General features: G+C 61.9%; 30 protein-coding genes. 14 read left to right on the top strand and 16 right to left on the bottom strand.

The features are described 5' to 3' along the window. Positions 1–16: 16 nt before the first annotated feature. Both purS and purC read right to left on the bottom strand, forming a co-directional pair. The gene (gene purS / locus ACU5AY_RS07115) at positions 17–259 is read right to left on the bottom strand and encodes a phosphoribosylformylglycinamidine synthase subunit PurS (protein WP_446824023.1); all 243 of its coding nucleotides are present in this window, start codon (positions 257–259) and stop codon (positions 17–19) included. Between the two features lie 17 nt (positions 260–276). Further along, positions 277–1,041 carry a phosphoribosylaminoimidazolesuccinocarboxamide synthase gene (gene purC, locus ACU5AY_RS07120; RefSeq protein WP_446824024.1) on the bottom strand — a complete coding sequence of 255 codons (765 nt, stop codon included), beginning with the start codon at positions 1,039–1,041 and terminating at the stop codon, positions 277–279. A 281-nt stretch (positions 1,042–1,322) separates the two neighbouring features. On the opposite strand from purC, the gene ACU5AY_RS07125 reads away from it, so the two are divergent. From ACU5AY_RS07125 to ACU5AY_RS07135, 3 genes are all read left to right on the top strand, one after another. Continuing rightward, on the top strand, positions 1,323–1,646 hold the full coding sequence (locus tag ACU5AY_RS07125; RefSeq protein ID WP_446828543.1) for a DUF1476 domain-containing protein: 324 nt from the start codon (positions 1,323–1,325) through the stop codon (positions 1,644–1,646). A gap of 76 nt (positions 1,647–1,722) precedes the next feature. After that, on the top strand, positions 1,723–2,319 hold the full coding sequence (locus tag ACU5AY_RS07130; protein WP_446828544.1) for a bifunctional transcriptional activator/DNA repair enzyme AdaA: 597 nt from the start codon (positions 1,723–1,725) through the stop codon (positions 2,317–2,319). Then, positions 2,312–2,851, top strand: coding sequence for a methylated-DNA--[protein]-cysteine S-methyltransferase (locus tag ACU5AY_RS07135; protein WP_446828545.1), 540 nt, complete (start codon positions 2,312–2,314; stop codon positions 2,849–2,851). Before ACU5AY_RS07130 ends, ACU5AY_RS07135 begins: the two co-directional genes overlap by 8 nt. A 4-nt stretch (positions 2,852–2,855) precedes the next feature. Here the strand turns inward: ACU5AY_RS07135 and ACU5AY_RS07140 are convergent, their stop codons facing one another. From ACU5AY_RS07140 to rpe, 5 genes are all read right to left on the bottom strand, one after another. Further along, positions 2,856–3,416: an RBBP9/YdeN family alpha/beta hydrolase gene (locus tag ACU5AY_RS07140; protein WP_446826064.1), complete on the bottom strand. Its 561-nt coding sequence runs from the start codon at positions 3,414–3,416 to the stop codon at positions 2,856–2,858. A 173-nt stretch (positions 3,417–3,589) separates the two neighbouring features. Then, entirely contained in the window at positions 3,590–4,894 is a 1,305-nt protein-coding gene (purB, locus tag ACU5AY_RS07145) for an adenylosuccinate lyase (RefSeq protein ID WP_446828546.1), read from the bottom strand. Between the two features lie 63 nt (positions 4,895–4,957). Further along, entirely contained in the window at positions 4,958–5,458 is a 501-nt protein-coding gene (locus ACU5AY_RS07150) for a hypothetical protein (protein ID WP_446828547.1), read from the bottom strand. Next, positions 5,459–6,193 (bottom strand): DUF2259 domain-containing protein, encoded by a 735-nt coding sequence (locus ACU5AY_RS07155; RefSeq protein ID WP_446828965.1) that lies wholly within the window; start codon positions 6,191–6,193, stop codon positions 5,459–5,461. Further along, complete coding sequence (rpe, locus tag ACU5AY_RS07160; protein ID WP_446828548.1) at positions 6,193–6,873, bottom strand: ribulose-phosphate 3-epimerase; 681 nt, start codon at positions 6,871–6,873, stop codon at positions 6,193–6,195. The genes ACU5AY_RS07155 and rpe overlap by 1 nt, the downstream gene beginning before the upstream one ends. Before the next feature lie 113 nt (positions 6,874–6,986). On the opposite strand from rpe, the gene fosX reads away from it, so the two are divergent. After that, on the top strand, positions 6,987–7,418 hold the full coding sequence (fosX, locus tag ACU5AY_RS07165; protein WP_446828549.1) for a FosX/FosE/FosI family fosfomycin resistance hydrolase: 432 nt from the start codon (positions 6,987–6,989) through the stop codon (positions 7,416–7,418). Between the two features lie 12 nt (positions 7,419–7,430). On the opposite strand, the gene ACU5AY_RS07170 is transcribed toward fosX, so the two are convergent. Then, positions 7,431–7,892 (bottom strand): carboxymuconolactone decarboxylase family protein, encoded by a 462-nt coding sequence (locus tag ACU5AY_RS07170; protein ID WP_446828550.1) that lies wholly within the window; start codon positions 7,890–7,892, stop codon positions 7,431–7,433. An 80-nt stretch (positions 7,893–7,972) separates the two neighbouring features. On the opposite strand from ACU5AY_RS07170, the gene ACU5AY_RS07175 reads away from it, so the two are divergent. Further along, a complete protein-coding gene (locus ACU5AY_RS07175) occupies positions 7,973–8,422 on the top strand; it encodes a MarR family winged helix-turn-helix transcriptional regulator (protein WP_446828551.1) in 450 nt (149 codons plus the stop codon). A gap of 21 nt (positions 8,423–8,443) precedes the next feature. Here the strand turns inward: ACU5AY_RS07175 and ACU5AY_RS07180 are convergent, their stop codons facing one another. Then, positions 8,444–9,514 carry an ABC transporter substrate-binding protein gene (locus ACU5AY_RS07180; protein WP_446828552.1) on the bottom strand — a complete coding sequence of 357 codons (1,071 nt, stop codon included), beginning with the start codon at positions 9,512–9,514 and terminating at the stop codon, positions 8,444–8,446. 199 nt (positions 9,515–9,713) lie between these two features. On the opposite strand from ACU5AY_RS07180, the gene ACU5AY_RS07185 reads away from it, so the two are divergent. From ACU5AY_RS07185 to ACU5AY_RS07205, 5 genes are read left to right on the top strand one after another with little or no spacing between them, the layout of a single operon-like run. Continuing rightward, positions 9,714–10,208 (top strand): flavin reductase, encoded by a 495-nt coding sequence (locus ACU5AY_RS07185; protein ID WP_446828553.1) that lies wholly within the window; start codon positions 9,714–9,716, stop codon positions 10,206–10,208. Between the two features lie 37 nt (positions 10,209–10,245). Then, positions 10,246–10,572: an XdhC family protein gene (locus ACU5AY_RS07190; RefSeq protein ID WP_446824036.1), complete on the top strand. Its 327-nt coding sequence runs from the start codon at positions 10,246–10,248 to the stop codon at positions 10,570–10,572. Positions 10,573–10,577: 5 nt separating this feature from the next. Beyond that, positions 10,578–11,264: an XdhC family protein gene (locus tag ACU5AY_RS07195; protein ID WP_446828554.1), complete on the top strand. Its 687-nt coding sequence runs from the start codon at positions 10,578–10,580 to the stop codon at positions 11,262–11,264. A 2-nt stretch (positions 11,265–11,266) separates the two neighbouring features. Further along, on the top strand, positions 11,267–11,884 hold the full coding sequence (locus ACU5AY_RS07200) for a nucleotidyltransferase family protein (protein ID WP_446828555.1): 618 nt from the start codon (positions 11,267–11,269) through the stop codon (positions 11,882–11,884). Then, on the top strand, positions 11,877–12,200 hold the full coding sequence (locus ACU5AY_RS07205; RefSeq protein WP_446828556.1) for a TfoX/Sxy family protein: 324 nt from the start codon (positions 11,877–11,879) through the stop codon (positions 12,198–12,200). The genes ACU5AY_RS07200 and ACU5AY_RS07205 overlap by 8 nt, the downstream gene beginning before the upstream one ends. Before the next feature lie 215 nt (positions 12,201–12,415). On the opposite strand, the gene ACU5AY_RS07210 is transcribed toward ACU5AY_RS07205, so the two are convergent. The 5 genes from ACU5AY_RS07210 to ACU5AY_RS07230 all read right to left on the bottom strand — a co-directional run bounded on the left by ACU5AY_RS07210 (position 12,416) and on the right by ACU5AY_RS07230 (position 17,244). Next, complete coding sequence (locus tag ACU5AY_RS07210) at positions 12,416–12,832, bottom strand: NUDIX domain-containing protein (RefSeq protein ID WP_446828557.1); 417 nt, start codon at positions 12,830–12,832, stop codon at positions 12,416–12,418. 2 nt (positions 12,833–12,834) lie between these two features. Further along, complete coding sequence (locus ACU5AY_RS07215) at positions 12,835–14,295, bottom strand: DEAD/DEAH box helicase (protein ID WP_446824041.1); 1,461 nt, start codon at positions 14,293–14,295, stop codon at positions 12,835–12,837. Between the two features lie 244 nt (positions 14,296–14,539). Next, positions 14,540–15,823, bottom strand: a complete 1,284-nt coding sequence (locus ACU5AY_RS07220) for a M23 family metallopeptidase (RefSeq protein WP_446828558.1) — start codon at positions 15,821–15,823, stop codon at positions 14,540–14,542. Between the two features lie 115 nt (positions 15,824–15,938). After that, a complete protein-coding gene (locus ACU5AY_RS07225; protein ID WP_446828559.1) occupies positions 15,939–16,766 on the bottom strand; it encodes a ferritin-like domain-containing protein in 828 nt (275 codons plus the stop codon). 7 nt (positions 16,767–16,773) lie between these two features. Beyond that, complete coding sequence (locus ACU5AY_RS07230) at positions 16,774–17,244, bottom strand: peroxiredoxin (protein WP_446824044.1); 471 nt, start codon at positions 17,242–17,244, stop codon at positions 16,774–16,776. A gap of 192 nt (positions 17,245–17,436) precedes the next feature. Between ACU5AY_RS07230 and ACU5AY_RS07235 the strand changes: the two genes are divergently transcribed. Further along, entirely contained in the window at positions 17,437–20,766 is a 3,330-nt protein-coding gene (locus tag ACU5AY_RS07235) for a hypothetical protein (RefSeq protein ID WP_446828966.1), read from the top strand. 54 nt (positions 20,767–20,820) lie between these two features. On the opposite strand, the gene tyrS is transcribed toward ACU5AY_RS07235, so the two are convergent. Further along, positions 20,821–22,074, bottom strand: a complete 1,254-nt coding sequence (gene tyrS, locus ACU5AY_RS07240; RefSeq protein ID WP_446828560.1) for a tyrosine--tRNA ligase — start codon at positions 22,072–22,074, stop codon at positions 20,821–20,823. Between the two features lie 174 nt (positions 22,075–22,248). Further along, positions 22,249–22,926, bottom strand: coding sequence for an alpha/beta hydrolase (locus ACU5AY_RS07245; protein ID WP_261930013.1), 678 nt, complete (start codon positions 22,924–22,926; stop codon positions 22,249–22,251). Positions 22,927–23,147: 221 nt separating this feature from the next. Between ACU5AY_RS07245 and ACU5AY_RS07250 the strand changes: the two genes are divergently transcribed. The 3 genes from ACU5AY_RS07250 to sufC all read left to right on the top strand — a co-directional run bounded on the left by ACU5AY_RS07250 (position 23,148) and on the right by sufC (position 26,905). Continuing rightward, positions 23,148–24,314, top strand: a complete 1,167-nt coding sequence (locus ACU5AY_RS07250; RefSeq protein ID WP_446828561.1) for a cysteine desulfurase family protein — start codon at positions 23,148–23,150, stop codon at positions 24,312–24,314. 159 nt (positions 24,315–24,473) lie between these two features. Then, the gene (gene sufB / locus ACU5AY_RS07255) at positions 24,474–25,943 is read left to right on the top strand and encodes a Fe-S cluster assembly protein SufB (RefSeq protein ID WP_446824047.1); all 1,470 of its coding nucleotides are present in this window, start codon (positions 24,474–24,476) and stop codon (positions 25,941–25,943) included. 209 nt (positions 25,944–26,152) lie between these two features. Beyond that, complete coding sequence (gene sufC, locus ACU5AY_RS07260) at positions 26,153–26,905, top strand: Fe-S cluster assembly ATPase SufC (protein ID WP_446828562.1); 753 nt, start codon at positions 26,153–26,155, stop codon at positions 26,903–26,905. The last annotated feature ends 20 nt before the right edge of the window (positions 26,906–26,925 follow it).

Consider the following 26,925-nt stretch of genomic DNA (forward strand, 5'->3'; position numbering starts at 1 on the left):
CAGGCAGATCTATGGATCAGTCGATAGCGATCGAGTAGTTCTCGATGACCGTGTTGGCGAGGAGCTTTTCGCACATCGCCTTCAGGTCGGCCTCGGCCTCTTCCCTTGAAGAGTTGTCGATTTCCAGATCGAACACCTTGCCCTGGCGGACATGGCCGATGCCATCGAAACCGAGTGCGCCGAGCGCGCCTTCGATGGCCTTGCCCTGCGGGTCGAGAACGCCGTTCTTCAGCGTTACGGTTACGCGTGCCTTGATCACTTTCCCTCTTTCCTTGCTTACTTGACGAGCACCGGACCCGTACCGCGCACGGGCTCGTTTTCATTCATGATGCCGAGGCGGCGGGCGACTTCCTGATAGGCTTCCAGAAGTCCGCCCAGGTCGCGGCGGAAACGGTCCTTGTCCATCCGCTCCTTGGTCTCGATATCCCACAGACGGCAGCTGTCCGGCGAAATCTCGTCGGCCAGGATGATGCGCATCATGTCGCCTTCGTAGAGGCGGCCGCATTCGATCTTGAAGTCGACGAGCTGGATGCCGACGCCGAGGAACAGGCCGCTCAGGAAGTCGTTGATACGGATGGCAAGCGCCATGATGTCATCGAGCTCGGCGGGATTGGCCCAGCCGAATGCGGTGATGTGTTCTTCGGAGACGATCGGATCGGCGAGCGCGTCGGACTTGTAGTAGAACTCGATGATCGAGCGCGGCAGGACCACGCCTTCCTCGATGCCCAGGCGTTCGGACAGCGAACCGGCGGCAACATTGCGCACGACGATTTCGAGCGGAATGATTTCCACTTCCTTGATCAGCTGCTCGCGCATGTTGAGGCGGCGGATGAAGTGGGTCGGAATGCCGATCTTGTTCAGATGCGAGTAGATGTACTCGGAAATGCGGTTGTTGAGCACACCCTTGCCATCGATGACTTCATGCTTCTTCTTGTTGAAAGCAGTGGCGTCATCCTTGAAGAACTGGACCAGCGTGCCCGGCTCCGGTCCTTCATAGAGGATCTTTGCCTTGCCTTCGTAGATACGGCGGCGACGGTTCATATGATATACTCTTTTCTAGTGCGCATCCTGGGAGCGGGCGCACGATTGAAATCTCAAGCGGTCCATATCCGAAAAGATTCGATTTCACAATCCGGCTGACATTCCTTCCCTGGTTTTCATAGACTCGGGGGCCTTTGCGGAAGGCGGCGGACTCATCGCATCAAGATAACTGCGAATCTAGCACTTTCGAAGGCGTTAGGGAAATGGACCGTTCCGCTTTCCACCGCAGCCCGAATGTGAGACCCTTGGGGTTGGCGTCTGCGATCACGGGAGGATCACCGATGGATGAGATGGACGGGCGGGAGCGGGCATACGAGAGCAAGTTTGCCCATGATGAGGAGATGAAGTTCAGGGCCATGGCGCGGCGTAACCGGCTGGTCGGGCTGTGGGCCGCCGGGCTCCTCGGCAAGTCAGGGGAAGAAGCGGTGGCCTATGCGCTGGAGGTCGTCGAGGCCGGCTTTTCGCAGGGGCCGGATGGAGGCGCATTGCTCTTCGTCGACCGCGATTTGAGAGCTGCGGGGGTGCATCCCGGCGATGACGAGCTACGGACAAAGTTCGATGCGCTGCTGATCGCGGCGACGGCGGATGTCCAGGCGGGGGCGTGACGGCAGTTGGCCGTTTCCGGACCTCATCATGGACTATGCCCTCGACGTGGTTCCGGCTCCGGGCTAGCATTTCGGCATGCTTGATTTTGACGAATGCAATGCCGCGCGACTGCGTCGCGACCCTGACTATGACGGGCGGTTCTTCATCGGCGTGAAGACGACCGGCATCTACTGCCGGCCCGTTTGCCCGGTGCGCCAGCCGCTGACGAAGAATGTCACCTTTCATCCGAGCGCTGCAGCGGCGGAGAAGGCCGGTTTTCGCCCATGCCTCAGGTGCCGCCCGGAGACGGCGCCGTTCTGCCCGGCCTGGAACGGCACGCGTACCACGGTGGAGCGGGCGATGAAGCTGATTGCCGAAGGCGCGCTCGATGGCGAAGGCACTGTGGAGGCGCTTTCGGACAAACTCGGCATCGGTCCGCGCCAGCTGACGCGCCTGTTTGCCCGGCATCTCGGAGCGAGCCCGGTGCAGTTTGCCCGCTCGAACCGGATCCAGCGTGCGAAGCGGCTCATCGACGAGACGGCCATGCCAATGGCCGCGGTCGCCAAGGCATCCGGGTTCGGCAGTCTCAGGCGCTTCAACGCGGCATTTTCCGAGATTTACCGCCGTCCGCCGACCGCGTTGCGCCGGCGGATGCCGGAAAGCCCTTCTGCGATCGAGGCTGCACATGCTTGACTTCAAGCCGGTGCGGCGGCGCGATCTGAGCTACCGGTATGTCGATAGCCCCGTCGGGTCGCTGCTTCTCGCCGGCAGGGACGAGGAGGTTCACCTGATCGCCTTTCCCTCCGGCAGCCGGGCAGTGGCACCGCTCGACGGCTGGACGGAAGATGAATCATGTCTCCGTGAGGTGACATCGCAGCTTGCCGCCTATTTCTCGGGAACGTTGCGACGGTTCGAGCTCGACCTGCATTTCGACGGGACGCCGTTCCAGAACCGGGTCTGGCAAGAACTGCAGGCCATCCCGTTCGGCGAGACGATTTCCTATGGCGAACTGGCCGAACGGATCGGCGAGACCAAGCTCGCCAGCCGGGCGGTGGGCGCGGCCAACGGCGCTAATCCGCTGCCGATCGTCATTCCGTGCCACAGGGTGATCGGCGCCGACCGTTCGCTCACCGGATTTGGCGGCGGCCTGCCACGCAAGACCTTCCTGCTCAAACATGAGGGCGTCCGGCTCAAGGAGCCCGACGCGCAAATGACACTGTTCTGAAAACTCAGTTCGGGGCTTTTAGCCGGCTGAGGAACTGGGCGAAGACCATGGTGCCTTCGGGCCAGGGACCGTGGCCGGATTCGGCGTTGATGTGGCCGGCTTCACCGGCATCGATCAGCAGCGATCCCCAGGCGGCGGTGATGTCGTCGGCGTGCTCGTAGGAGCCGAAGGGATCGTTGCGGCTGGCGACCGTGATGGCCGGGAAGGGCAAGGGATCGCGCGGATAGGGGCCGAAGGTCATCAGGTGCTTTGGCCGGATCTCCGGATTGGTGACATCCGGCGGCGCCACGAAGAAGGCGCCGACGACCGGTTTGCGCAACTGCGGGATCGCGTGGATGGCGGCGGCGACGCCAAGGGAATGAGCCACCAGCACGACCGGCTTGTTCGCCTCGTTGACGGAATCGACGACCGACTGCACCCAGTCCTCGCGGACGGGCTTGTGCCATTCGACCTCACGGATGCGGCGCGCCGTGCTGAGCTTTTCTTCCCAGCGGCTCTGCCAGTGATCCGGTCCGGAGTTCTTGAACCCGGGAACGATGAGAATGTCTGCTTCTGATGCTTTCATGATGGCGGGATGTGAAATCGGCATGCCCGATTGTCAAGAGGAGAGGCCGGAAAACAGGGCAATTTCAGGCCTGATCCGGGTTGTTGTGTCCCGCAAGCGGGCCCTTGCGCAATGAGGGATAGGAAAAGGGCGCCCGTTCGGGGCGCCCTTGACCATTCAACTTGGTTGGCAGCTTATTCGCCGAAGACGCGCTTGAAGATCGTGTCGACATGCTTTGTGTGATAGCCGAGGTCGAATTTCTCGCGGATCTCCTCTTCGGAAAGGGCTGCCCGGACCTCTTCGTCGGCGAGCAGTTCCTCGAGGAAGTCGGCGCCCTTTTCCCAGACCTTCATGGCATTGCGCTGGACCAGGCGGTAGCTGTCCTCGCGTGACACGCCCGCCTGCGTCAGCGCCAGAAGCACGCGCTGGCTCATCACGAGGCCCTTGAACTTGTTCATGTTGGCCAGCATGTTCTCGGGGTAGATAACCAGCTTTTCGATGACGCCGGCCAGACGGTTCAGCGCGAAATCGAGCGTGATCGTGGTATCCGGACCGATGGCGCGCTCGACGCTCGAATGGCTGATGTCGCGCTCGTGCCAGAGGGCCACATTTTCGAGTGCCGGCGTGACCGACATGCGCACGAGGCGGGCAAGGCCGGTCAGGTTCTCGGTCAGCACCGGATTGCGCTTGTGCGGCATGGCCGACGAGCCCTTCTGGCCCGGCGAGAAGAACTCTTCGGCTTCCAGAACCTCGGTGCGCTGCATGTGGCGGATTTCGATCGCAACGTTCTCGATCGACGAGGCGATCACGCCGAGAGTGGCGAAGAACATGGCGTGACGGTCGCGCGGGATGACCTGGGTGGAGACCGGTTCCGGCTTCAGGCCGAGCTTTTCGCAGACATGTTCCTCGACGCGGGGATCGATGTTGGCGAAGGTGCCGACGGCACCGGAAATGGCGCCGGTGGCGATTTCCGCGCGGGCGGCTTCCAGGCGGGCCTTGTTGCGGTCCATTTCGGCGTAGAAGCGGGCAAACGTGATGCCCATCGTCGTCGGCTCGGCGTGGATGCCGTGGCTGCGGCCGATGCGGACCGTATCCTTGTGCTCGTAGGCGCGCTTCTTCAGCGCAGCCAGGAGCTTGTCCATGTCGGCGAGCAGGATGTCGGCGGCGCGGGTCAGCTGGATGTTGAGCGTGGTGTCGAGCACGTCGGACGAGGTCATGCCCTGGTGGACGAAGCGGCTGTCCGGGCCGATGAATTCGGCGAGGTGCGTTAGGAAAGCGATGACGTCGTGCTTGGTGACGGCCTCGATCTCGTCGATGCGGGCGACGTCGAATTCCGCCGCGCCACCCTTTTCCCAGATCGTCTTGGCGGACTCTTTCGGAATGACGCCGAGTTCGGCCAGAGCTTCACAGGCATGCGCCTCGATCTCGAACCAGATGCGGAATTTCGTTTCCGGCGACCAGATGGCGACCATGTCGGGACGGGAGTAACGCGGGATCATTGGACTTCGGCTTTCTGTTCTAACGTCAATTGAGTGCCGCTTTAGCAAAGGCTCCCGGATTTCTCAACGCTTGCGACGCGCGATCAGCAAGCTGGCGGCGGCAAGGCACAGGATTCCGGCAGGCAGGTAGAGCGGCGTGCCGAGGACCAGGAACTGGTAGACGGCGGCCACCGTCGTGAAGCTGAACTGATAGAGGCCGCGTAGGGTGGTCAGCGGGTCGTGCCAATGCGCGTAGAAGAGGCGATATTGCATGGCGAAGGCAAAGGCCGTCCATGCGATCGTCGAACCGCACAATACCACGAATGCGGCAGCCAATCCTGCCATCCTTCCCAGTCTGGCCAATGCCGGCTGACAGAGAATGATCGCCGTGATCCAGCCGGGCAGGGCACCGAGGAAGAAGATCAGCAGAATGGTCGACAGATGCGGTGTTTCCAGCCGGTTGCGCAGATAGACGCCGAGGAGCGAGGACGCGTCCATGGCGATGGCCCACAGCAATGCACCAGCAATCAGGCCAGCCAGATAACGTGAAGGCGACTTTGCCGGCCGGATGTCTCCATCATCCATTCAGGGCCGAACCGGGACGGCGATCCAGCGGCCGTCGCGGCCCTCGAAGCCGTAGCTCAGAACCTGGACGAGTGCGATGTTCAACAGATCGCGGGACGGAGGATAATAGGTGACGACACCGCCGAGCCTGTAGCCGACCGGACATTTGCGGCTTTCTGGAATACGATCGTCTTCGTGGATGACTTCGGATGCCGGCTTGCCGGCGCGTTCGGTCAACGTGAGACGGAAACCGGCCGCGTTGTCCGGCGTGATGTCCTTGCAGCTCGAATAGGGCGGCAGGCCGACGTCCTCGATCTTCATCGCATAGGTCATGTCGATCGGCGGATCGGACGAGAAGGGCCGGTAGCGGATCTCCTTGCCGTCGGTGCCGAGCTCGCTTTGCGGATTGAAGGCGACGATTGCGCCAGTATGGCCGGTCATGCCGTGTTCGACGATCAGCGCGGAGGCTTGCGCATAGGCCTGGCTCCGCGCGCTGGCGAGGCTGGTGTCGTCGCCTTCCTTCATCTGCACCCGGTAAGGCGTTTCCGGCAGATACTGGTCCTTGGCGGTGTCGATGAAGAAGATGTTGGAATAGGGCAGGCCGGAGCCGTCCTGTACACCGTATTCCTCGAAGGCGAAGATGCCGCCGTCCTCGGAAAAGCCGATCAGCTGGAAATGCGAGAAATCACCGCCGAATGCCGGCGCCGACAGGAAAGCCAGCGCGGCAGACAGAATGGCGGTGGTTAGCTTTCTCATCACCGTGTGACCGCCTCCTCCGCGGCTTTACGCAGAGTGTCGACTGTTTTGCGATAATCGTCAACCGAAGTGCCCTTGAAGATCGCCGAGCCGGCCACGAGCACGTCTGCGCCGGCCGCGGTCGCGAGCGGTGCCGTCTCGGCGGTGATACCGCCGTCGACTTCGAGATGGATCGACCGGTCACCGATCAGTGACTTCGCCATGCGGATCTTGTCGGTCATCGCCGGAATGTATTTCTGGCCGCCAAAGCCCGGATTGACGCTCATGATCAGGATCAGGTCGAGATCGTCCATCACATGCTCGATGGCCGAAAGCGGCGTCGCCGGGTTGAGCGAGACGCCGGCCTTCTTGCCGAGCGCGCGGATCGTCTGCAGCGAGCGGTGCAGGTGCGGCCCGGCTTCGGCGTGAACCGTGATGTAGTCGCAGCCGGCCTTGGCGAAGGCTTCGAGATAGGGATCGGCCGGGGCGATCATCAGGTGGCAGTCGAACACCTTGTCGGTGTAGCGGCGGAGCGACTGGATGACGGCGGGGCCGAAGGAGATGTTCGGCACGAAATGGCCATCCATGACGTCGAGATGGACCCAGTCGGCGCCCGCATCGCAGACATTCTTGACTTCCTCGCCCAGACGCGAAAAGTCGGCGGCGAGAATGGACGGTGCAAGGCGAACCTGGGTGCTCATCGGCGCGAAATTCCTCCGTAACGCATGTGCCGGTGCCATATCACCGCCTGAAACGGCGGGCAATGCCGGGCAGCCGCTTGTCCGGCGTCTTCCCCACATGGAAAGGTGCAGGGATGGAACGGAATACGCCCGCTATCGAAGGCCTCAGCCACATGACTTTTATCGTCGCCGATCTCGACCGGATGGAGGAGGTGCTGGTGACCGTGCTCGGCGCTCGACGGGTCTATGACAGTGGCGAGAAGACCTTCTCGCTGTCGAGGGAGCGGTTCTTCCTGGTCGGCGAAGGCGAAGCGGCGCTGTGGATCGCCATCATGGAAGGCGAGCCGCTGCCGTCGCGCAGCTACAATCACATCGCCTTCAAGATCGCCGAGGCGGATTACGATCAGTGCCTGGAGCGGATCAGGGTGCTCGGTCTGGAATTACGCGAAAGCCGGCCGCGCGTCGCAGGCGAAGGCCGGTCCATCTATTTCCACGACCATGACAATCATCTGTTCGAGCTGCACACCGGCACCCTGCAGGAGCGGTTGCAGCGCTATCTGGGGTGACGCCCGACGGCGTCAGAGAGCTGGCGGGGCGAAGGCGAGGCCGGCGCCGATACGGTTCCAGGCGTTGATGGTGGCAATCGAAACCGTCAGGAAGATGCCTTCCTCTTCTGAAAACTCCTGCCGCATGGCGTCATAGGCGTCCGAAGGGACCGGGTCGTTTGCGATCGTGGTCAGTTGCTCGGCCCAGGCAAGCGCTGCCATCTCGCGCGCCGAGAAGATGCCCGCTTCCTTCCAGACGGCGACAAGGTCGAGCTTGCGCTGTTCGACGCCAAGCTTGCGGGCCAGCGTGATGTGGAACTGCAGGCAGAAGGCGCAACCGTTGATCTGCGAGACCCTGATCTTGACCAGTTCCGTCAGTGCCTTGTCCATGCCGGCGTCGTTGACTGCCTTGGAGAGGGCCGAGAGGCCGGCATAGGCGTCCTTCGCGGTGGTGGTGAAGGTCTTGTAGGAGACGTGTTCGGCATGGTGCGACATTGGATCGTCCTTGGCAGTTTGCAATGATATCAGAGTTCGAATAACATATCAGTGTACTGATAACATTCAAGGGGGCGAGGGTGGCGAAACTTCCCAAACCGGGTGAAGACAAGCGGGGTGAGGACGGGCATCCGGGCTATCTGCTGCGGCAGGCCGCGCACGCCCACCGCAACCGTGTCGAGGCGGCGCTGTCGGACCTCGACATCACCATGCCGCAGTTCGTGTTGATGACCATGCTCGAAGCCTATCCCGGCCACTACAATGCCGATCTGGCCCGTCTTGCGCTCCTCACGCCACAGACCGTCAGCGTCACGATCGGCAACCTGGAAAAATCCGGCGCGATCGAGAAGAAGTCGCACGCGGTGCACGGCAGGATCCGTGTTCTGGAACTGACGTCTGCGGGGCGCAAGCTTCTCGCCGAGGCCAAGAAGCGGGTCTATGCGGTCGAGGCGGATCTGTTCGACGGCTTCGGCCCGGAGGATGAAGCGATTATCCGGCGCTGGCTGGTGAGCGTGGCGGCCAAGGGGTGAGACGCGGCGATCCGGGTCCTGTCAGGGCGTCAGATCGCGAAATGCGCCGTCCTTCCAGACCTGCAGGCGGAAAGGATTTTCCGCCAGATTGTGGTCTTCGGCAAAGCCGATCTTACCGATCGCGGTGCTGAAGGTCGTGCCGACGAGAACGTCTGCAATCGGCCGCTTGCTGCCGGCCGCATCGGAAAGGGCGACGGAGGCGATCTCGGCGGCGGCATAGGCGGGAAGGGCATATCCTTCCGGCTCGCTGCCATTGTCACGCAATGCGGCCGCCGCTTTGGAAGCTTCCGGCAGGTTAGAATAAAGCGGCAGGACGACGCCCATGACGCCGTCCGGAAGCGACACCTGGCCATCGGCCGCCCTCAGCGCATCGCCGCCGAAGAAGGTCATGGCGATGTTGTCGCTCTTGGCGTCGTTGGCGATGATCGCGATATCCGAGCGGTCGCCGGCGACGAAGACGTGCGTGGCGCCAACCTTTTTCAGCCGACGCACCAGGGCGACCTGCTTTTCCTCGCCCGGGCGATAGGTGTCGGTGAAGATCGGATCGAGGCCGTTCTTTTCGAGCGCGGCGCGCACGGCGGCCGTCAGTTCGCGGCTGCGGATGGTGCCGTCGTCGACCAGCGCAATCGCCTCATCCGCCCAGCGATCGAGAATGACATTGGTAATCGCGTCCGCTTCCTGCCTGTCGGATGGCGCCAGACGAAACAACGGCCAGCCGTCGCGCGCTGCGTCTTCCATGGCGATTTCGGAGCGCACGGAGACGGTGATGCCGGGAATGCCCTTGTCCTTCATGCCCGGCATGGCGACGGTGATCGTCTCGCCGCAGAGAAAACCGATGGCGATTTCGGCCTTGGCGGCGGCGAGCTTTTCGGCGATCTGTGGGCGGGCATTGGTGTCGCAGGGCTCATCGATCACGATGATGCTGTTGCCGGCAAGGGTGGCTGCCACCTTTGCGCCATCGGTGATCTGCTTGCCCAGGACGGCAAACGTTCCCGACTGCGGCGCGACCACGCCGATAACGGCGGCCGATGCATCAACGGTGCCGCAAACGGTGAGCAGCAACGCGGCAGGAATGTGCAACAATCGGCCCATTGGCAGGCAATTCCCGAGATTGGATAGAGGGTTTTGTCCGAGGGCAGGGAACCCGGCTTGCATGTGCAAGACATAGCGGCTCAACCCTTGCCCGGCAATGCGTTATCGGCATGCTGTGTTGTGGAAAATGTAACCCTTTGACCTCATACTTTCGGGGCTTATGTAAGGGAGTGGCGATTTGACAGCCAAGGAGAGGCGCGTGTTGGACAGACAGAAACTGGATCCGGTTCTCTATCGGGACGCGATGAGCCAGTATGCCGGCCACGTGCAGATCGTGACCACCGCTCACGAAGGTAGTCGACGCGGCGTGACCGTCACGGCAGCCTGCTCGGTCTCCGACAATCCGGCAAGCGTGCTGGTCTGCCTCAACAACGGCAACCCCAGCAATCGCATCTTCTTCGAAAGCGGCGTTTTCGCGCTGAACACGCTTGCCGCGCGTCACCAGAGCCTGGCGGACGCCTTTTCCGGACGGGAAAAGCTTGAAAGCGAGGAGCGCTTCGCACGAGCCGAATGGATTGTCGGCGCGACCGGCGCGCCGGTGCTCAAGGACCCGCTGGTCGCCTTCGATTGCCGCCTGACCGACATGAAGTCATTTGCGACCCATACGGTGCTGTTCGGCGAGGTTCTCGGCGTCCATTTCGGCGAGAAGGACAAGGCGCTGATCTATCTGGACCGGGGGTATCGCTCGCTGTAGGCTGTCTCTTTCAGACGACAGTTTGCGGGGCCGGGTTATGCAGGGCGTGGACAGCGACGATCCCTTGATGATTGCCGAGGAATGGATGGGACAGGGCCGCGAGGTGGCGATTGCCACCGTCGTCGAGACCTGGGGGTCGGCACCGCGGCCGGCCGGCAGCCATCTCGTCATCGATTCGGCCGGAGAGTTTCACGGCTCCGTTTCGGGCGGATGCGTCGAGGGTGATGTCATCGCCGAAGCGCTGGACGTCATTCGCCATGGCGAACCCAAGATTCTCGAATTCGGCGTGGCCGACGAAACGGCATGGCGCGCGGGCCTTTCCTGCGGCGGCCGCATCCGCGTTTATCTCGAAAGGCTCGGCTGAGGCATATGGATCCCGTCAACCTGAAGAAATTGAACGCGGCCCGGCGCGGGCGCGTTGCGGCCGTCCTTGTCACCGACCTTGAAGACGGTCGGGATCGCGTCGTCGCTCACGGCGACGAAGTGACGGGTGACCTCGGCCGAGCCATCGGCGAGGCGTTCCGGTCCGGTAATTCGAAGGCCGTCGAGATCGATGGCCGACCGTTCTTTCTGAACGTCCACTTCCCGCCGATCCGGCTGGTCGCGATCGGCGCCGTCCATATCAGCCAGAGGCTGGCTCCCATTGCGGCCGCCGCGGGATTTTCGCTGACGGTCATCGATCCGCGCACCGCATTCGCGACGCCGGAGCGCTTCTCGGGCGTAGATCTCTTCGCCGAGTGGCCGGACGAGGTGCTGTCCAGACAGCCACTGGACCGCTATACCGCGCTGATCGCGCTTTGCCATGACCCGCGGATCGATGACGAGCCGATACGCCAGGCGCTGAACATCGGATGTTTCTATGTCGGTGCGCTCGGCAGCCGCAAGACACATGCGAAGCGGCTCGAACGCCTTGCCGGCCTTGGGCTGTCGCCCGAGCAGACGGGCCGCATTCATGCGCCGGTCGGCCTCGACATCGGCGCGGCCAATCCGGGTGAGATCGCCGTCTCGATCATGGCGGAGATCATCGCCTGCCTGCGCAAGCGCCAGGAGACCTGATCTTGGAGACGGGCATCCTGATCCTCGCGGCCGGCGAGGGGCGCCGCATGGGGCCGGGCGCTCCCTACAAGCTGCTCTGCGGCTTCTCGGGCGTGCCTCTGGTTCGGCATGTCTGTGCGGAAGCGGTTGCGAGCGGGGTGGGGCCGGTGGTCGTTGTGACGGGATTTCGGGCCCAAGAGGTGGAAGCGGCGCTTCGGGACCTGCCGGTGTCGATCGTCTTTAATCCGGGCCATGCGGAGGGCATGGCCGGATCGCTGCAGATGGGCCTCGCGCATCCGGCCCTTCGGGACGTTAATGGCGTGATCGTCATGCTGGCGGACATGCCGAATGTCGGCGCAGTGGCACTCGGGAAATTGCGCGACCGATTTGTCGATCACGGTGGTCGTGCGATCATTCGTGCCGCCGATGGCGACAGGCCGGGCAATCCTGTGGTGCTGCCGCGGTCCTTGTTTGGGGTGATCATGTCACTTGGTGGTGATGAGGGTGCGAGACGCGTGATTGCCGCCGGCGGCCTGCCGGTACATCTTGTCGATATCGGGCCGGCGGCGTTGCAGGACGTCGACACGCCGGAGGCTCTTCTCGCAGCAGGCGGAGAATTGAGGGAAATCATCCATGGATAATACCGACATCGAGGACATGTTCGTCTCCCTTGCGCCAATCACCATCAAGCGCATGTTCGGCGGGAAGGGCATTTATCACGCCGGCGAGATCTTCGCGATCGAACTCGACGGTGCGATCCTGTTGAAGGCGGACGCCGAGACGAAACACGAATTCGAGGCCGCCGGCGCCGTGCAATGGGTCTACGAGTCGAACAGAAGCCGGAAGCCTGTCGCCATGCCCTACTGGTCGATACCGGAAGATGCCTATGACGATCCCGACATCATGGCGAAGTGGGTGCGGCTGGCCTACGAGGCGGCGCTGCGGGCGCGCAAGTAGCCATTGTCATCGGCGCTAGAAGGCGTCTGAATTCACTGATGGGAATGTTATTTTTCCGAAGGTGATTATTCGTTGACCTGTTGGCCATGCCGCGTTATAAAGTTTGTGCATCGCAGCAATTTTAAGCGATTGCTAATTTCTCCCGAGACGACATTCCATTTTCATGACGAAACAAGCCGCATCGGTCCAACCGGTGCGGCTTTTCATTCATTTCGTCAGGATTTGCGGAGTTCGGCGATGGCAGCGATTGCAAAGGCGGACAGGGGCGTCGGTGTGGCATCAAGCTCGAACCAGCCGAAATCACTCAGTTTGTCCGGTTCGGTCAGTCGTGCTTCGCCCTGGCTGTCGCGGCTGACATAGATCAGCGACACCCAATGCTGCCGGTCGTCTTCGAGGATCTGTTCCGTGGTCAGCAGGTGCTCGACGCTGCCGATCCGCATGCCTGTCTCTTCTTCGGCCTCGCGGACTGCCGCGATGTCGGCCGGCTCCATATGCTCGATCTTGCCGCCGACGATGTTCCAGTAACCGGCCTCCGGCGCCTTGAGGCGCCGGTAGAGCAGGATCTTGTTGTCGCGCAAAATGGCCAAGCCGGTTCCCAATCCGGGAAAATCAATACCGGGCTTGCCGAGCATGATCAGGCCTTGGCGGCGACCAGCATGAAGGCGGGGATGTCGTCGCCGAAACCAACGGGGGTCGGGCCGTCGTCGTTGTCGCGATTGCGGCTACGGCGTGCACGGTGATCGTCGTTTGCGGGCCTTGGCCGCGAATTGCGGGCTGCGGATTCCGTCGTATTTTCGGTGTTGCGAGCCTGTTTCACGTTTTCAGCCTTCTTGCCGGTGGTCGTCTCGGTGGTGGTAGTGGTGGCCTCAGCCGCCGGACGGCGGCCCTTGCTGCGGCGGTCACGATCGCGTTCACGACCGCGGCCCTTTCCTTCGTCAGCGTCGTCCGAAGACGGAGTGACGGTGGTCAGGTCGCCATCGAGCCATTCGATCTTCTGGGTGATCAGCTTTTCAATGGCATCGAGATACTTGGTGTCGGCCTTGGTGACCAGCGTGAAGGCGCTGCCGCTTCTGCCGGCACGGCCGGTGCGGCCGATGCGGTGAACGTAGTCTTCGGCATGAATCGGCACGTCGAAATTGAAGACGTGGCTAACGTCGGGAATATCGAGACCGCGTGCGGCAACGTCCGAGGCAACCAGCAGCTTGATGCGGTTATCCTTGAAATTGGCCAGCATGGTCGTGCGCGAGCGCTGGTCCATGTCGCCGTGCAGGGCACCAACGTCAAAGCCGTGCCGCTCGAGCGAACGGAACAGGTCGGCAACGCTCTTCTTGCGATTGCAGAAGATGATGCCGTTTTTCAGTTCGTCCTGGGCGCGGATCAGATCGCGCAGGCGGGCGCGCTTGTCGTAGTCCTTCGAACCGGTGGCGACGAGACGCTGGGTCACCGTCTTGGCGGTCGAAGATGGCGGAGCCACCTCGATGCGGACCGGGTTCTGCAGGAAGGTGTCGGCGAGCTTCTGGATTTCCGGCGGCATGGTGGCCGAGAAGAACAGCGTCTGACGGGTGAAGGGGATCATCTTGGCGATGCGCTCGATGTCCGGGATGAAGCCCATATCGAGCATGCGGTCGGCTTCGTCGATCACCAGGATTTCGACGCCGGTCATCAGCAGCTTGCCGCGCTCGGCGTGGTCCAGCAGGCGGCCGGGCGTGCAGATCAGCACGTCGGCGCCGCGTTCCAGCTTGCGGTCCTGTTCGTCGAACGACACGCCGCCGATCAGAAGCGCGATGTTGAGCTTGTGATTCTTGCCGTACTTCTCGAAGTTCTCCGCCACCTGCGCGGCGAGCTCGCGGGTCGGCTCCAGAATCATTGTGCGCGGCATGCGCGCCCGAGCCCGGCCTTTTTCCAGAAGCGTCAGCATCGGCAGGACGAAGGATGCCGTCTTACCCGTGCCGGTCTGGGCGATACCACAGATATCCCGCCGCTGCAGCGCATGCGGGATGGCACCTTCCTGGATCGGAGTGGGAGTGGAATATCCTGCGTCGGCGACCGCGCCGAGTACTTTTTGGCTGAGGCCAAGATCGTCAAATGAGGTCAATGGAAGCTTTTTCCGTTCGGTTGTTAAGAACACGAATGTGTCTTTATCAGGCGTCTATGCCAGATATGTGTCGGCGGAATAGTCCGAAAATGCCCGGAAGTCAAGGAAATCGGCCAGTTTCGGGCCGTCAATGCCGGATTTGGTTGATATAACACTTCACGTAACGGAAATTTACGTTGCGCAGCCACCGACGGCGGACATTACCGCAATCCCATGCCCCTGTGTGGCCGGGATGACTTGGGAATCAGTCGAGGTAGCTCTTGAGCTCCCGCCCTGCGACGATGAAGGGCATCGGATCGACGGCCTGACCGCCCTTGCGGATCTCGTAGTGCAGGTGCGATCCGGTCGAGCGCCCTGTCGACCCGACCTGGCCGATCACGTCGTTTACGTCGACCATCTGGCCGACATGGGCGAGAATCTTCGACATGTGACCGTAGCGGGTGGTGATTCCGTTTCCGTGGTCGATCTCCACGCGCTGTCCGTAGCCGCCGGCCCACCCGGCGGCGATGACGCGACCCGGCGCGGTCGGGCGGATCGGAGTTCCGGTCGGTGCCTGGAAGTCGACGCCGGCATGCAGCGCCATCGTGCCGAGGAAGGGGTCCTTGCGCGTGCCGAACCGGCTGGTTATCGGCCGTCCAGGTTCCGGGCTGGCGAACGGGATTTCACGCGCCTTGTCGCGCATCGTTTCAAGGCGGGCAAGGGCGCCGTCGAGCGCGCTGATGGAGCTTTCGAAGTTCATCTGGGCACTAGTGGGAATGTATGGTCCGCCGATCGCGGCGTCAGAGCCGTTGGCATAAGTACCCTTCACCCTTATCCCGGTCTTCTGCAGGATGCCGGCAATGGCATTGGCCGTCTCAGATGCGCCGGCGGTCAGTGTCCGGATGCTTTCAATCTGTTCGCTTTCGATGGTCTTCAGCGACAGCGATACGTTCGAGAAGGCCTGGTCGGCCTTTTCAGCCATGCTTTCCCGCAAGGGGGCATAGCCGAGCGCCTTCTGTGTCGGAGGCTGATCCCCGGTTCTCAGGCCCAGCAGCGTATCGATGGCCTCTGCGCCGGTTGCGTTCGCCTGCTTTTCGGGCAGGCGGGGATTGGCGGCGGGGACGGGGACGTTGCTGGACGGCAGATCGGCGGAGGCACGCTCCAGAAGCAGGTCGAGCTTGCCGTGGCGGCTGGTCAGCGCCTGCTGGCGTTTCAACAGCTTGTCCACCTTCTCCTCGACAACCTGCTGGTCGAGGAGCTGTCGGGAGGTGATGCGGTCCACCTGGGCGCGCAGGGCGGCAATCCGGTCTTCATAGGCGTGCTGTATGCGGGCCTGGCGGGCCGTCGACGCACCGATCAGATCGTCCCGGAACACGAGGTAGGATGTCGCGGCGAGGTAGCCGATGGCCATCACGCCGGCGAAGGATGCGCCAAGGGCCAGCATCCAGGGCCTGATCGTCATGTGACGAATGTCGTTGCCGCTTGCCAGGATCAGCACATGCTGCTTGCTTCGCTTGCCGAAGACCTGGTCTTTTGCGCCGTTTGCCACTGACTGTTACTCCCGCACGGACTGCTGATTCCTCATCTCGAGCTTGGTGTGATTACACACCGTTAAGGTTAACAAAGCTTTGCCGGGCGGGTTTCGCGCTTGCTTTGCGGTGCGATCAGGCGTGGCTGGTGGATGTCAGCGAGCGGTAGAAAGAGGGCGTCAGGCCGGCTTCTGCACGAGCAATATCGTTGAACGGCGCCTTCAGCGGGCCGCGGAAATTGGCCCTGACAAGCTCGTGGAAGGTTCTGGCCGGATCCTTCGACTGGCGGGCGCAGAGAAAACGGAACCATTTGGCGCCGATGGCGACGTGTCCTTTCTCGTCGTTGTAGATGACATCCAGCACCGCTGCGCTCTCCATGTCCCCGGTCTCGCGCATCTTCTCCTGCAGCGAGGGCGTCACGTCGAGCCCGCGCGCCTCCAGAATCAGCGGCACGACGGCGAGGCGGGCGGTCAGGTCGTTCTTCGTCGCATGCGCGGCCTGCCACAGCCCGTCATGGGCCGGCAGATCGCCGTAGTCGCCGCCAAGCGCCCGCAGCCGCTCGCGTACCAAGCTAAAATGCTTGGCCTCCTCGAACGCCACCTGCATCCAGCCGTCGAAAAAGGAATAGGGTACCTTCTCGGTGGCGAAGCGGGCGACGATGTCCAACGCCAGGTCGACGGCGTTGAGCTCGATATGGGCAATCGCATGCAGCAGGGCGATGCGGCCGTGCAGGCTGTGGAGCGACCGCTTCTTCATCTGCGTCGGCGGTACGAGATCCGGCTTGGACGGCCGGCCGGGGCGCTCGGGAATGGAAGGATCAAGCGGCGACCGCAGCGACAGCCGGCGCTGTTGCCAGAGCGTGGCGGTCCGTTGGGCCAGCTCCGTCTTCACGTCCAGGTCCGTCGCCATGATGGCGGCCGTCGCGCCCTGTCGGAGCGAGGAAATCTTCGGGATTTCAGTCATCAGGCAGTCAGGCGCGCAATTCGCGCACGGCGGCGAGAACGTCCTTGGCATGTCCGGCGACCTTCACCTTCGGCCAGATCCTGGCCACCGTGCCGTCCGGTGCCACCAGAACCGTGGTACGTACCACGCCCATGTATTTGCGGCCGTACATGCTTTTTTCCTGCCAAACGCCATAGGCTTCGAGCACGGCCTGATCCTCGTCTGCGGCGAGCGTCACCGAAAGGTCGTGTTTGTTGGCGAACTTCTCATGGCTTTTGAGCGAATCGGGCGAAATGCCGATGACCGTGACGCCAAGCGCCTTGAAGTCGGGAAGCAGGCTGGAGAAGTCCTTCGATTCGGTGGTGCAGCCGGAGGTGTCGTCCTTGGGATAGAAAAAGATGACGACTGGTTTTCCACGGAAACTTGACAGTGTGACGGGATTTCCTCCGGTCGCAGGAAGTGTGAAATTGGGGGCGGTATTTCCTGTTTCGAGGGTCACTGACGCCAACCTTTCTTCGAGCCGCTATTGTGATGGGAGTTCTTTCCGGTGATATAGGCATGCTATGGTATTCGTCCATACGAACGAGTGACACTGAAGCATAAAATTGGGAGGTGCTCGGTCGGTATGGGCCAGCTCCATGACCAGAACGCTTTTCGCAAAGAGCACCATCGGGAGTCAGACATCTTGGACGTGCTTCCCGAGAGCGGTGACAGGCGGGCCGACGGCCTGCCGCCGAAGAGAAAACCCCGACACCGGTCCTCCTGGGTGGTGCGCGGGTTTCTGATCGTGATTACCCTGGTCTGCATCGGGCTGACCGGCATTTTTCTGGCACTCGAAAACGGCGTCCTCGACAAGAGCCTGAATGACCGCGTTCAGAAACTGCTGCAGCAGGCGGTCGGCACGTCTGATGCGGTATCGATCGGCAGCACCGCCTTGCGTTTTACCTCCGACGGGCGCCTGGCGCTGGAGGCGCGGGACGTCACTCTCGCCAAGGGCGATGGTGCCGCGTCGAAGATCAGCGCGGTCCGGCTGGTTCTCGACCCTCTGCGGCTTGCCCGCGGCCAGCTCAGTGTCTCCTCGATCGATGCCAGCGGTATCGTCGTCGGGAACTCCATCTGGCAAAGCGATGGAAAGCTCGACTGGGCAAAGATCAGGGTCGACGGCATTCCGAAGCTGACGGAGGAACTGTTCAACAAGCTTGACGAGCTTCTGGCGATCAAGCGCCGGGGCGGACTTTCGGTGCTGCGCATCTCCGATGTGACCATGATGATGAAGGCGCTTGGTGGCCGGCCGCAGGCGGTCATCATGTCCGAGCTCAGTCTCAAGGAGCCGGAACCGGGCGACGTGGAACTCAATGGCACGTTCGACATCGGCGGGTACGAGGCGTCGCTGTCCATTCTGGCCGACACCACGAAGGGCCGGGCCGAAAGTCTCAAGGCGAGCCTCGAAGGCGCCGCGCTCGGGCCACTCCTGACACTGCTCGACGCTCAGGGCGAGATCATCAAGGGAGCGACGGGCAAGCTGAGCGTGGAGCTGACGGCGGAGCGTGGCCAGAGCGGCGGCGAGGCGACAGTGAATGCGTCCGCCAAGGTCGATGATGGCCGCTTCTATATGCGCTGGACACCCGTCGACGTGCCGGAACTGACAATCAATGCCGCCTATGACAACGAGAAGCATTCTCTCGAGGTGAAATCCTCGAAGGGCGTGTTCGGCGATACGTCCCTGCCGTTCAGCGGCGCGGTGATCGATCTCGACCGGCTGAGCGATGATGGCCGCAGCGGCTTCGGGTTCGATTTTCTCTTCTCTGGCGCGAGTGCGGATACGGAAACGGCGGGTGAGGCGGCCGTGCCGTTCGATGCGAAATTCTCCGGCCAGTTCCTGACGCAGACCATGGAACTTGCCGCCGATCAGATCGTGATTTCCAGCGCCCGCGGTGCGGCGGCGGGTTCGCTGCGGATGGTCTTCGGCGAGGGATCTCCGCAGGTTTCCTTCGGCATGCGCGCGGCGCGGCTGCATTCGTCCGTCGTCAAGCAGCTCTGGCCGTTCTGGATGGCGTCCAAGGCGCGTGAATGGGTGCACAAGAACCTGTTCGGCGGCAATGTGACCAACGCGTCCCTGGCCGTCTTCATTCCCGCGGGGCGGATGTCGATCTATCCGGAGCCGCTGGATCTCGATGAGAACGAACTGAGGATCAGTTTCGACGTGGACAATGTCCGGATGAACGTCGCCGGCAATATCCCGCCAATCCGGGACACGGCCGGTCACTTCAGCCTGAACGGTCCGAAATTGACGGTCGATATCGATCACGGCACGTCCTATTTCCCGTCCGGGCGGTCGGTCTCCCTCGACGGTGGCCAGTTCAATATCGCCAACACCTACGAAAAGCCGCTGATGGCGGACATGCATATCAACGTGTCCGGTGCCGCAGACGGGGTGGCGGAACTTGCCACCTACAAGCCCATCGGGGCGCTGGAGCGGACCGGTTTCGTGCCGTCGGATTTCTCCGGCAAGATCAGCGCCAAGGTGGACGCGACCTTCGGCCTCATTCCGGAACAGGATCCGCCGCCGCCACAATGGCATACCGTCATGACCTTGAACGGCGTCGATCTGGAGAAGGAGTTCAGCGGTCACTGGCTGACGAATCTGGACGGAACGCTGGACATTACGCCCGAGGTGGCCAAGGTGGATGCCAAGGGCAATCTCGACGGCGCGCCGATGCAATTGACGGCGATCGAGCCGGTTGAGTCGACGTCGAAGGTCCAGCGAAGCCGGAAGATCGAGCTGACGCTCAACAATGACGACCGCAACCGGATTCTGCCGGGACTTGGTGAGCTGATCGACGGGCCGCTGACGATCGACGTCGACCAGAGCACCGAAGGCCGGCAGTCGGTTTCCGTCGACATAACGAAGGCGGCGCTGATCTTGCCCTGGATCGACTGGATCAAGGGCCGAGGCATCAAGGCGATCGCGACCTTCGACCTGAAGCAGGATGGTGCGCGCAGCGAGATCGGCGATTTCGACCTGAACGGCGACGGTTTCCGCATCACCGGCGATCTGACCATCGGCAAGTCGGGCCTCATTTCAGCCGACTTCGACAATGTTCGGCTTTCCCAGGACGATCGCTATGCGCTGAAGGTCAAGCGGGTCAGTGGCGGTTACGACGTGCGGGTGGATGGCCAGAGCGCCGACATGCGCTCCGTGCTCCAGAAGCTGAAGACGGGCGAGGAGACGGCTGCGCAGGGTGAACTCGGCCTGAGCATCACCGCCAATCTCAGCAAGCTCATCGGCTTCAACGGCGAAGTGCTGAGCGCCGCAAACTTCAAGTATTCCGCCGAGGGAACGACGATCAAGTCCGTGTCGGCATCGGCCGTCACCGATACCGGGGCGGCCTTCGTCATCCAGACCGCTTCGGATGCCAGCGGGCCCTTCGTGCAGATCACCAGTGGCGATGCGGGCGCCATGGCACGCTTCGCCGATCTCTACCGGCAAATGCAGGAAGGTCTGCTCAACATCAAGATCAGGGGCATGCGGACGGACAACTGGAGCGGAGCGGTCGACATCCGCAAGTTCCGGATCGTGGACGAGAAACGCCTGCAGAAACTCGTCTCAACGCCGACCGGCAAGGATGGCCAGAGCCTCAACAGCGCTGTCAAGCGCAACATCGACGTCAGCAGCGAGCGCTTCCAGCGTGCTTTCGCCCGGATCAATTCGAACAAGGGCGTTCTGACGATCGAGAACGGCGTCGTGCGGGGAGACCAGATCGGCGCCACCTTCCAGGGTGTCCTGCGCGACAAGAAGGGGCAGATGTCGATGACCGGCACCTTCATGCCGGCCTACGGTCTCAACCGGCTGTTCACCGGCCTGCCGATCATCGGGCTCATTCTCGGCAACGGCAACGATCAGGGCGTGATTGGCATCACCTTCAAGCTGACCGGCAGCTTCGATCACCCGGACCTCCTGATCAATCCGCTGTCGGTCATCGCTCCGGGCATTTTCCGGCAGATCTTCGAGTTCCAATAAAAACCCCGCCTCAAGGGGCGGGGTTGAAATGTTCGGGCGTCCGGGTCGGCCTGATCAGGCCGGACGGACGAGAATGTGCTTCTTCTTTCCGAGCGACACCTTGATCACGCCGTCCGCGGTGACGTCCGGCGAGCCGACAGTCATCCGGTCGTCGTTGACCGGATTGTCGTTGATGCGGACCGCGCCGCCCTGGATGTGGCGGCGGGCTTCCCCGTTGGAGCCGGCGAGACCTGCGCGCACCAGCAGCGTCAGGATGCCGAGACCGCCGTCAAGTTCCGCCGACGGAACCTCGACCGATGGGAGGTTTTCGGCGAGCGCGCCTTCCTCGAAGGTCTTGCGGGCCGTTTCGGCGGCTTCCTCGGCGGCGGCGCGGCCGTGCAGCACGGCAGTGACTTCAGTGGCAAGGATCTTCTTGACGTCGTTCAGTTCCGATCCGCCCAGCTTGGACAGGCGGCCGATTTCGTCCATCGGCAGTTTCGTGAAGAGCTTCAGGAACTTGATGACGTCCGCATCTTCCGTATTGCGCCAGTATTGCCAGAAATCGTAGACCGGCAGCAGGTCGGCGTTCAGCCATACCGCGCCGGAAGCCGACTTGCCCATCTTCGCGCCAGAGGCCGTCGTCAGCAACGGGGCCGTCAAGGCGTAAAGCTGCGGCGTGCCGAGGCGGTGTCCGAGATCGATACCATTGACGATGTTGCCCCACTGATCCGAACCGCCCATCTGCAGCCGGCATTCGTAGCGCTTGTTCAGCTCGACGAAGTCGTAGGCCTGCAGGATCATGTAGTTGAATTCCAGGAAGGACAGCGACTGCTCGCGGTCGAGGCGCGTCTTGACGCTGTCGAAGGACAGCATGCGGTTGACCGAGAAATGGCGACCGACATCGCGCAGGAATTCAAGGTAGTTCAGCGGACGCAACCATTCGGCGTTGTTGATCATCAGCGCCGCATTGCCGGCCTTGTCGTAGTCGAGGTAGTTGGCGAAGACGCGCTTGATCGAGGCAATATTGTTCTCGATCGTTTCAAGCGTCATCAGCTGGCGGGCCTCATCCTTGAAGGAGGGATCGCCGACCATGCCGGTACCGCCGCCCATCAGGGAGACGGGGCGATGGCCGGTTTCCTGGAACCAGTGCAGCATCATGATCTGCATCAGATGGCCGACATGAAGGCTCGATGCCGTCGGATCATAGCCGATATAGGCCGTCACGCTTTCCTTGCAGAGCAACTCGTCGAGACCGCTTTCATCGGAAATCTGATGAATGAAGCCGCGTTCGGAGAGAGTGCGGAGGAAATCGGACTTGAACTCGGACATGACGTGGTTCTTTCGTGACTGGTGTCGCGCTTCTGGCTGAAAACGAGCGCGGCTTTAGCATTGTTTTTTGAAAAGTGCACCTGTCTCGGTGGCAAGGCAGGTTGCCTGGCTGAAAATGCATGCGGCCGGCGCGGGCTTAAATGAACCCGGCCGGCCGCGTGTCTTGCAATCCGCTCAGCGAATGCGCTTGGCAGCCGGCTCCGGAACCAGTTCGCCGTCGAGGCGGCGATCCAGATAGTCCTCGCATTCGGCCATCAGCTGATCGACCCGGTCCTTGAAGAAGTGGTTGGCGCCTTCGACCGTGCGGTGGGTGATGAGGATGCCCTTCTGCGCCTTCAGCTTCTCAACGAGGCCGATGACGTCCTTTTCCGGCGCAACCTTGTCAGCCGTGCCGTTGATGATCAGGCCGGACGAGGGGCAGGGCGCCAGGAACGAGAAGTCGTAGCTGTTGGGCTGCGGTGCGATCGACATGAAGCCTTCGATTTCCGGCCGGCGCATCAGAAGCTGCATGCCGATCCACGAGCCGAAGGAGTAGCCGGCGACCCAGCAGCTCTTCGAGTCCGGATGCAGGCTCTGAACCCAGTCGAGCGCCGAGGCGGCGTCCGAGAGTTCGCCGGCGCCATGGTCGAATTCGCCCTGGCTGCGTCCGATGCCACGGAAGTTGAAGCGGAGCGTGGTGAAGCCCCGCTTCTGGAACATGTAGAACAGCTGGTATACGATCTGGTTGTTCATCGTGCCGCCGAACTGGGGGTGCGGGTGCAGGATGATTGCGATCGGGGCGTTCTTTTCCTTGGAGGGTTGATAGCGGCCTTCAAGACGGCCGGCAGGGCCGTTGAAAATTACTTCAGGCATTTGTACTCCGGCTTCATATTCACGATCCAAAAACCGGCGTCTCGGACGAAAGTTGACTTGACGAGATCAGTCAACTTTTCTAGAAGCTAGTTTAGAACCATTCGAAACTTGTTCTGCCGCCGCAAGGACGGGTTTCGAGGTGTCATAAGGCAAGCGTTGCAGAAAATTCAAGAAAAATGCGCTGTCTTGCCTGTTAATGTCTAAACCCTGGAAGTGTAGCCATGGCCGCCGCGCGTCATTATTTCGACTGGAATGCCACCGCGCCGATGTTGCCGGCCGCGCGTGACGCCGTCGTTGCGGCGCTTTCCCAGTTCGCCAATCCGTCGTCGGTACACGGCGAAGGCCGGGCCGTCCGGGCGGCGATCGAGGCGGCCCGACGGGACGTGGCGGCGCTTGTCGGGGCATTAGCGGCGCATGTGACCTTTACCAGCGGCGCGACCGAAGCCGCCAATCTCGTTCTGACGCCGGACTTCCGGATGGGGCGCACGCCTCTGAAAGCCGGGCGGCTCTATTTTTCGGCAATCGAGCATCCGGCGATCCGCGAGGGTGGCCGTTTTGCCAGGGCCGCGATGACGGAAATTCCGGTGACGGCAGGTGGCGTGGTCGATCTGGACGCGCTTGCGGCGCTGCTTGCCGATCACGACAAGGCGGAAGGCTTGCCACTCGTCGCCCTGATGCTGGTCAACAATGAAACAGGGATCGTCCAGCCGGTTGCGAAGGCGAGCGAGATCGTCAAGGCCTATGGCGGCGTGCTTGTCGTCGATGCGGTACAGGCCGTTGGTCGCATTCCGGTCGACATTGCAGCGCTCGGCGCCGATTTCCTGATCTTGTCGTCTCACAAGATCGGCGGTCCCAAGGGGGCGGGCGCATTGGTGTCGCGTGGCGAAATCCTGATGCCGGCGCCACTGATCCGCGGCGGCGGCCAGGAAAAGGGTCACCGCTCGGGGACTGAGAATTCCACAGCGATCATCGGCTTCGGTATTGCTGCGCGGGAAAATGCGATCGATCTTCGCGCCCGCAACGAACGTATTGCGGCCATGCGCGATCGCCTCGAGGCCGGCATGCGGGACGCGGCAAATGATGTGCTCATTCACGGCCAGGACGAGACAAGGGTTGCCAATACCAGCTTCTTTACTTTACCGGGACTGAAGTCGGAGACGGGGCAGATTGCATTCGACCTTGAGGGCATTGCGCTTTCGGCCGGATCGGCCTGCTCGTCGGGAAAAGTCGGCGAGAGCCACGTGCTCGTGGCGATGGGAAAGGATGCGCGCCTCGGCGCCCTGCGCCTTTCCATCGGTCCGACGACCACCGGCGAGGACGTCGACGCGGCGCTCGCCGCCTTTCGCAAAATCGCCGGGCGGCGCAAGCCGGCCGGACAAGCGGCCTGACGATGGTGCGCGGAAAAAATTGAGAATTGCCAGATTTCTTCCACCCAAGAGGGTGAAATCTCGGTATCGGAACAATAGATAAGGGGGCAGATCACCACATCTGCCGTCAAACGTTGACAAGCTGCCGGACCTTGGACCCGGCGAGATTGGAGAACGAGAATGGTAGCCGTTCAGGAAACGATCGATCAGGTGCGCCGGATCGATGTCGACCAGTACAAATACGGTTTTGAGACATTTATCGAAGTCGACAAGGCCCCGAAGGGCCTTTCGGAAGACGTCATCCGCTTCATTTCCGCCAAGAAGCAGGAGCCGGAGTGGATGCTGGAATGGCGTCTTGCCGCCTATCAGCGCTGGCTGACGATGGAAGAGCCCAGCTGGGCGCGCGTCAATTATCCGAAGATCGATTTCAACGACATCTACTACTACTCCGCGCCGAAATCGGCCTCCGGCCCGAAGACGCTCGACGAAGTCGACCCGGAGCTGCTGGCGACCTACGAAAAGCTTGGCATTCCGCTTAGAGAGCAGGAAATCCTTGCCGGCGTCCAGAAGTCGAAGATCGCCGTCGATGCCGTGTTCGATTCGGTCTCGGTCGTGACCACCTTCAAGGAAGAGCTGAAGAAGGCCGGCGTGATCTTCATGTCGATCTCGGAAGCCATGCGCGAGCATCCGGAACTGGTGAAGAAGTATCTCGGCACGGTCGTGCCGGTCTCCGACAACTACTATGCGACGCTGAACTCGGCGGTCTTCACCGACGGTTCCTTCGTGTACGTTCCGAAGGGCGTTCGCTGCCCGATGGAGCTTTCCACCTATTTCCGCATCAACGAGAAGAACACCGGCCAGTTCGAGCGCACGCTGATCATCGCCGAAGAGGGAGCCTACGTCTCCTATCTCGAGGGCTGCACGGCGCCGCAGCGCGACGAAAACCAGCTGCATGCGGCCGTCGTCGAGCTCGTCGCGTTGGATGACGCCGAAATCAAGTACTCCACCGTCCAGAACTGGTTCCCGGGCGACAAGGACGGCAAGGGCGGCATCTACAACTTCGTCACCAAGCGTGGCGATTGCCGCGGCAAGAACTCGAAGATCTCCTGGACGCAGGTGGAAACCGGTTCGGCGATCACCTGGAAGTATCCGTCGTGCATCCTGCGCGGCGACGGTTCGCGCGGCGAGTTCTATTCGATCGCGGTGTCGAACGGTCACCAGCAGGTCGACAGCGGCACCAAGATGATCCACCTCGGCAAGAACACGTCGAGCCGCATCATCTCCAAGGGGATTTCCGCCGGTGTCTCGCAGAACACCTATCGCGGCCAGGTCTCGGCCCACCGCAAGGCGGAGAACGCCCGCAACTTCACCCAGTGCGACTCGCTTCTGATCGGCGACAAGTGCGGCGCCCATACGGTGCCCTACATCGAGGCGAAGAACTCGACGGCACAGTTCGAGCACGAGGCGACCACGTCGAAGATCTCCGAGGACCAGCTGTTCTACTGCCTGCAGCGTGGCATCCCGGAAGAAGCGGCGATCGCGCTGATCGTCAACGGCTTCGTGCGCGAAGTCATCCAGGAACTGCCGATGGAGTTTGCCGTCGAAGCACAGAAGCTGATCGGCATCTCGCTGGAGGGGAGCGTGGGCTGATGGATCCGGTCGGCCTGACATACTATGCGATTGTCTGCGGCGGTCTCGCCGTGCTCCTGGAGAGAATTCCGGGAAGGATGATGCGCCTGGTTGTCGGGCTGGCGGTCGGAGCCATCTCCGCCTCGATACTCCCTTTCATTCGAACCGCTTTGTGAATTTGACCTTAAGATCGCGCTGAGCCTGCTCGCGCATGAAGACAGGAAACAATCATGCTTGAAATCAAGAACCTGCACGCACGGATCGCCGAGGACGGCACCGAAATCATCCGCGGCCTGAACCTGACGGTAAAGGCCGGTGAAGTGGCTGCCATCATGGGCCCGAACGGCTCCGGCAAGTCGACGCTCTCCTACATCCTGTCGGGTCGCGAAGACTATGAAGTCACCGATGGCGACATTCTCTACAACGGCGAGAGCATTCTCGAACTCGATCCGGCCGAGCGTGCCTCCAAGGGCATCTTCCTCGCCTTCCAGTATCCGGTCGAAATTCCCGGTGTCGCCACCATGCAGTTCCTCAAAGTGGCGATGAACGAGCAGCGCAAGGCGCGCGGCGAAGACGAGCTTTCGACGCCGGAGTTCATGCGCCGCGTCAAGGAAGCCTCGGCTGAACTCAAGATCGCGCCGGAGATGCTGCGCCGCCCGCTCAACGTCGGTTTCTCCGGCGGTGAGAAGAAGCGCGCGGAAATCCTGCAGATGGCACTTCTGGAGCCGAAGCTCTGCGTGCTCGATGAAACCGATTCGGGTCTCGACATCGACGCCCTGAAGATCGTTGCCGACGGCGTGAACGCGCTGCGTTCGCCGGACCGCGCCGTGATCGTCATCACCCACTACCAGCGCCTGCTCGACTACATCGTGCCGGACACCGTTCACGTCCTCTACAAGGGCCAGATCATCAAGTCCGGCGACAAGACGCTGGCACATGAGCTGGAAGCCAACGGCTATGCCGACATCATCGAGGCGGCGTGAGGCCTGAGCGGAAACGGTAC

This window comes from Rhizobium sp. PAMB 3174, from assembly GCF_052908375.1.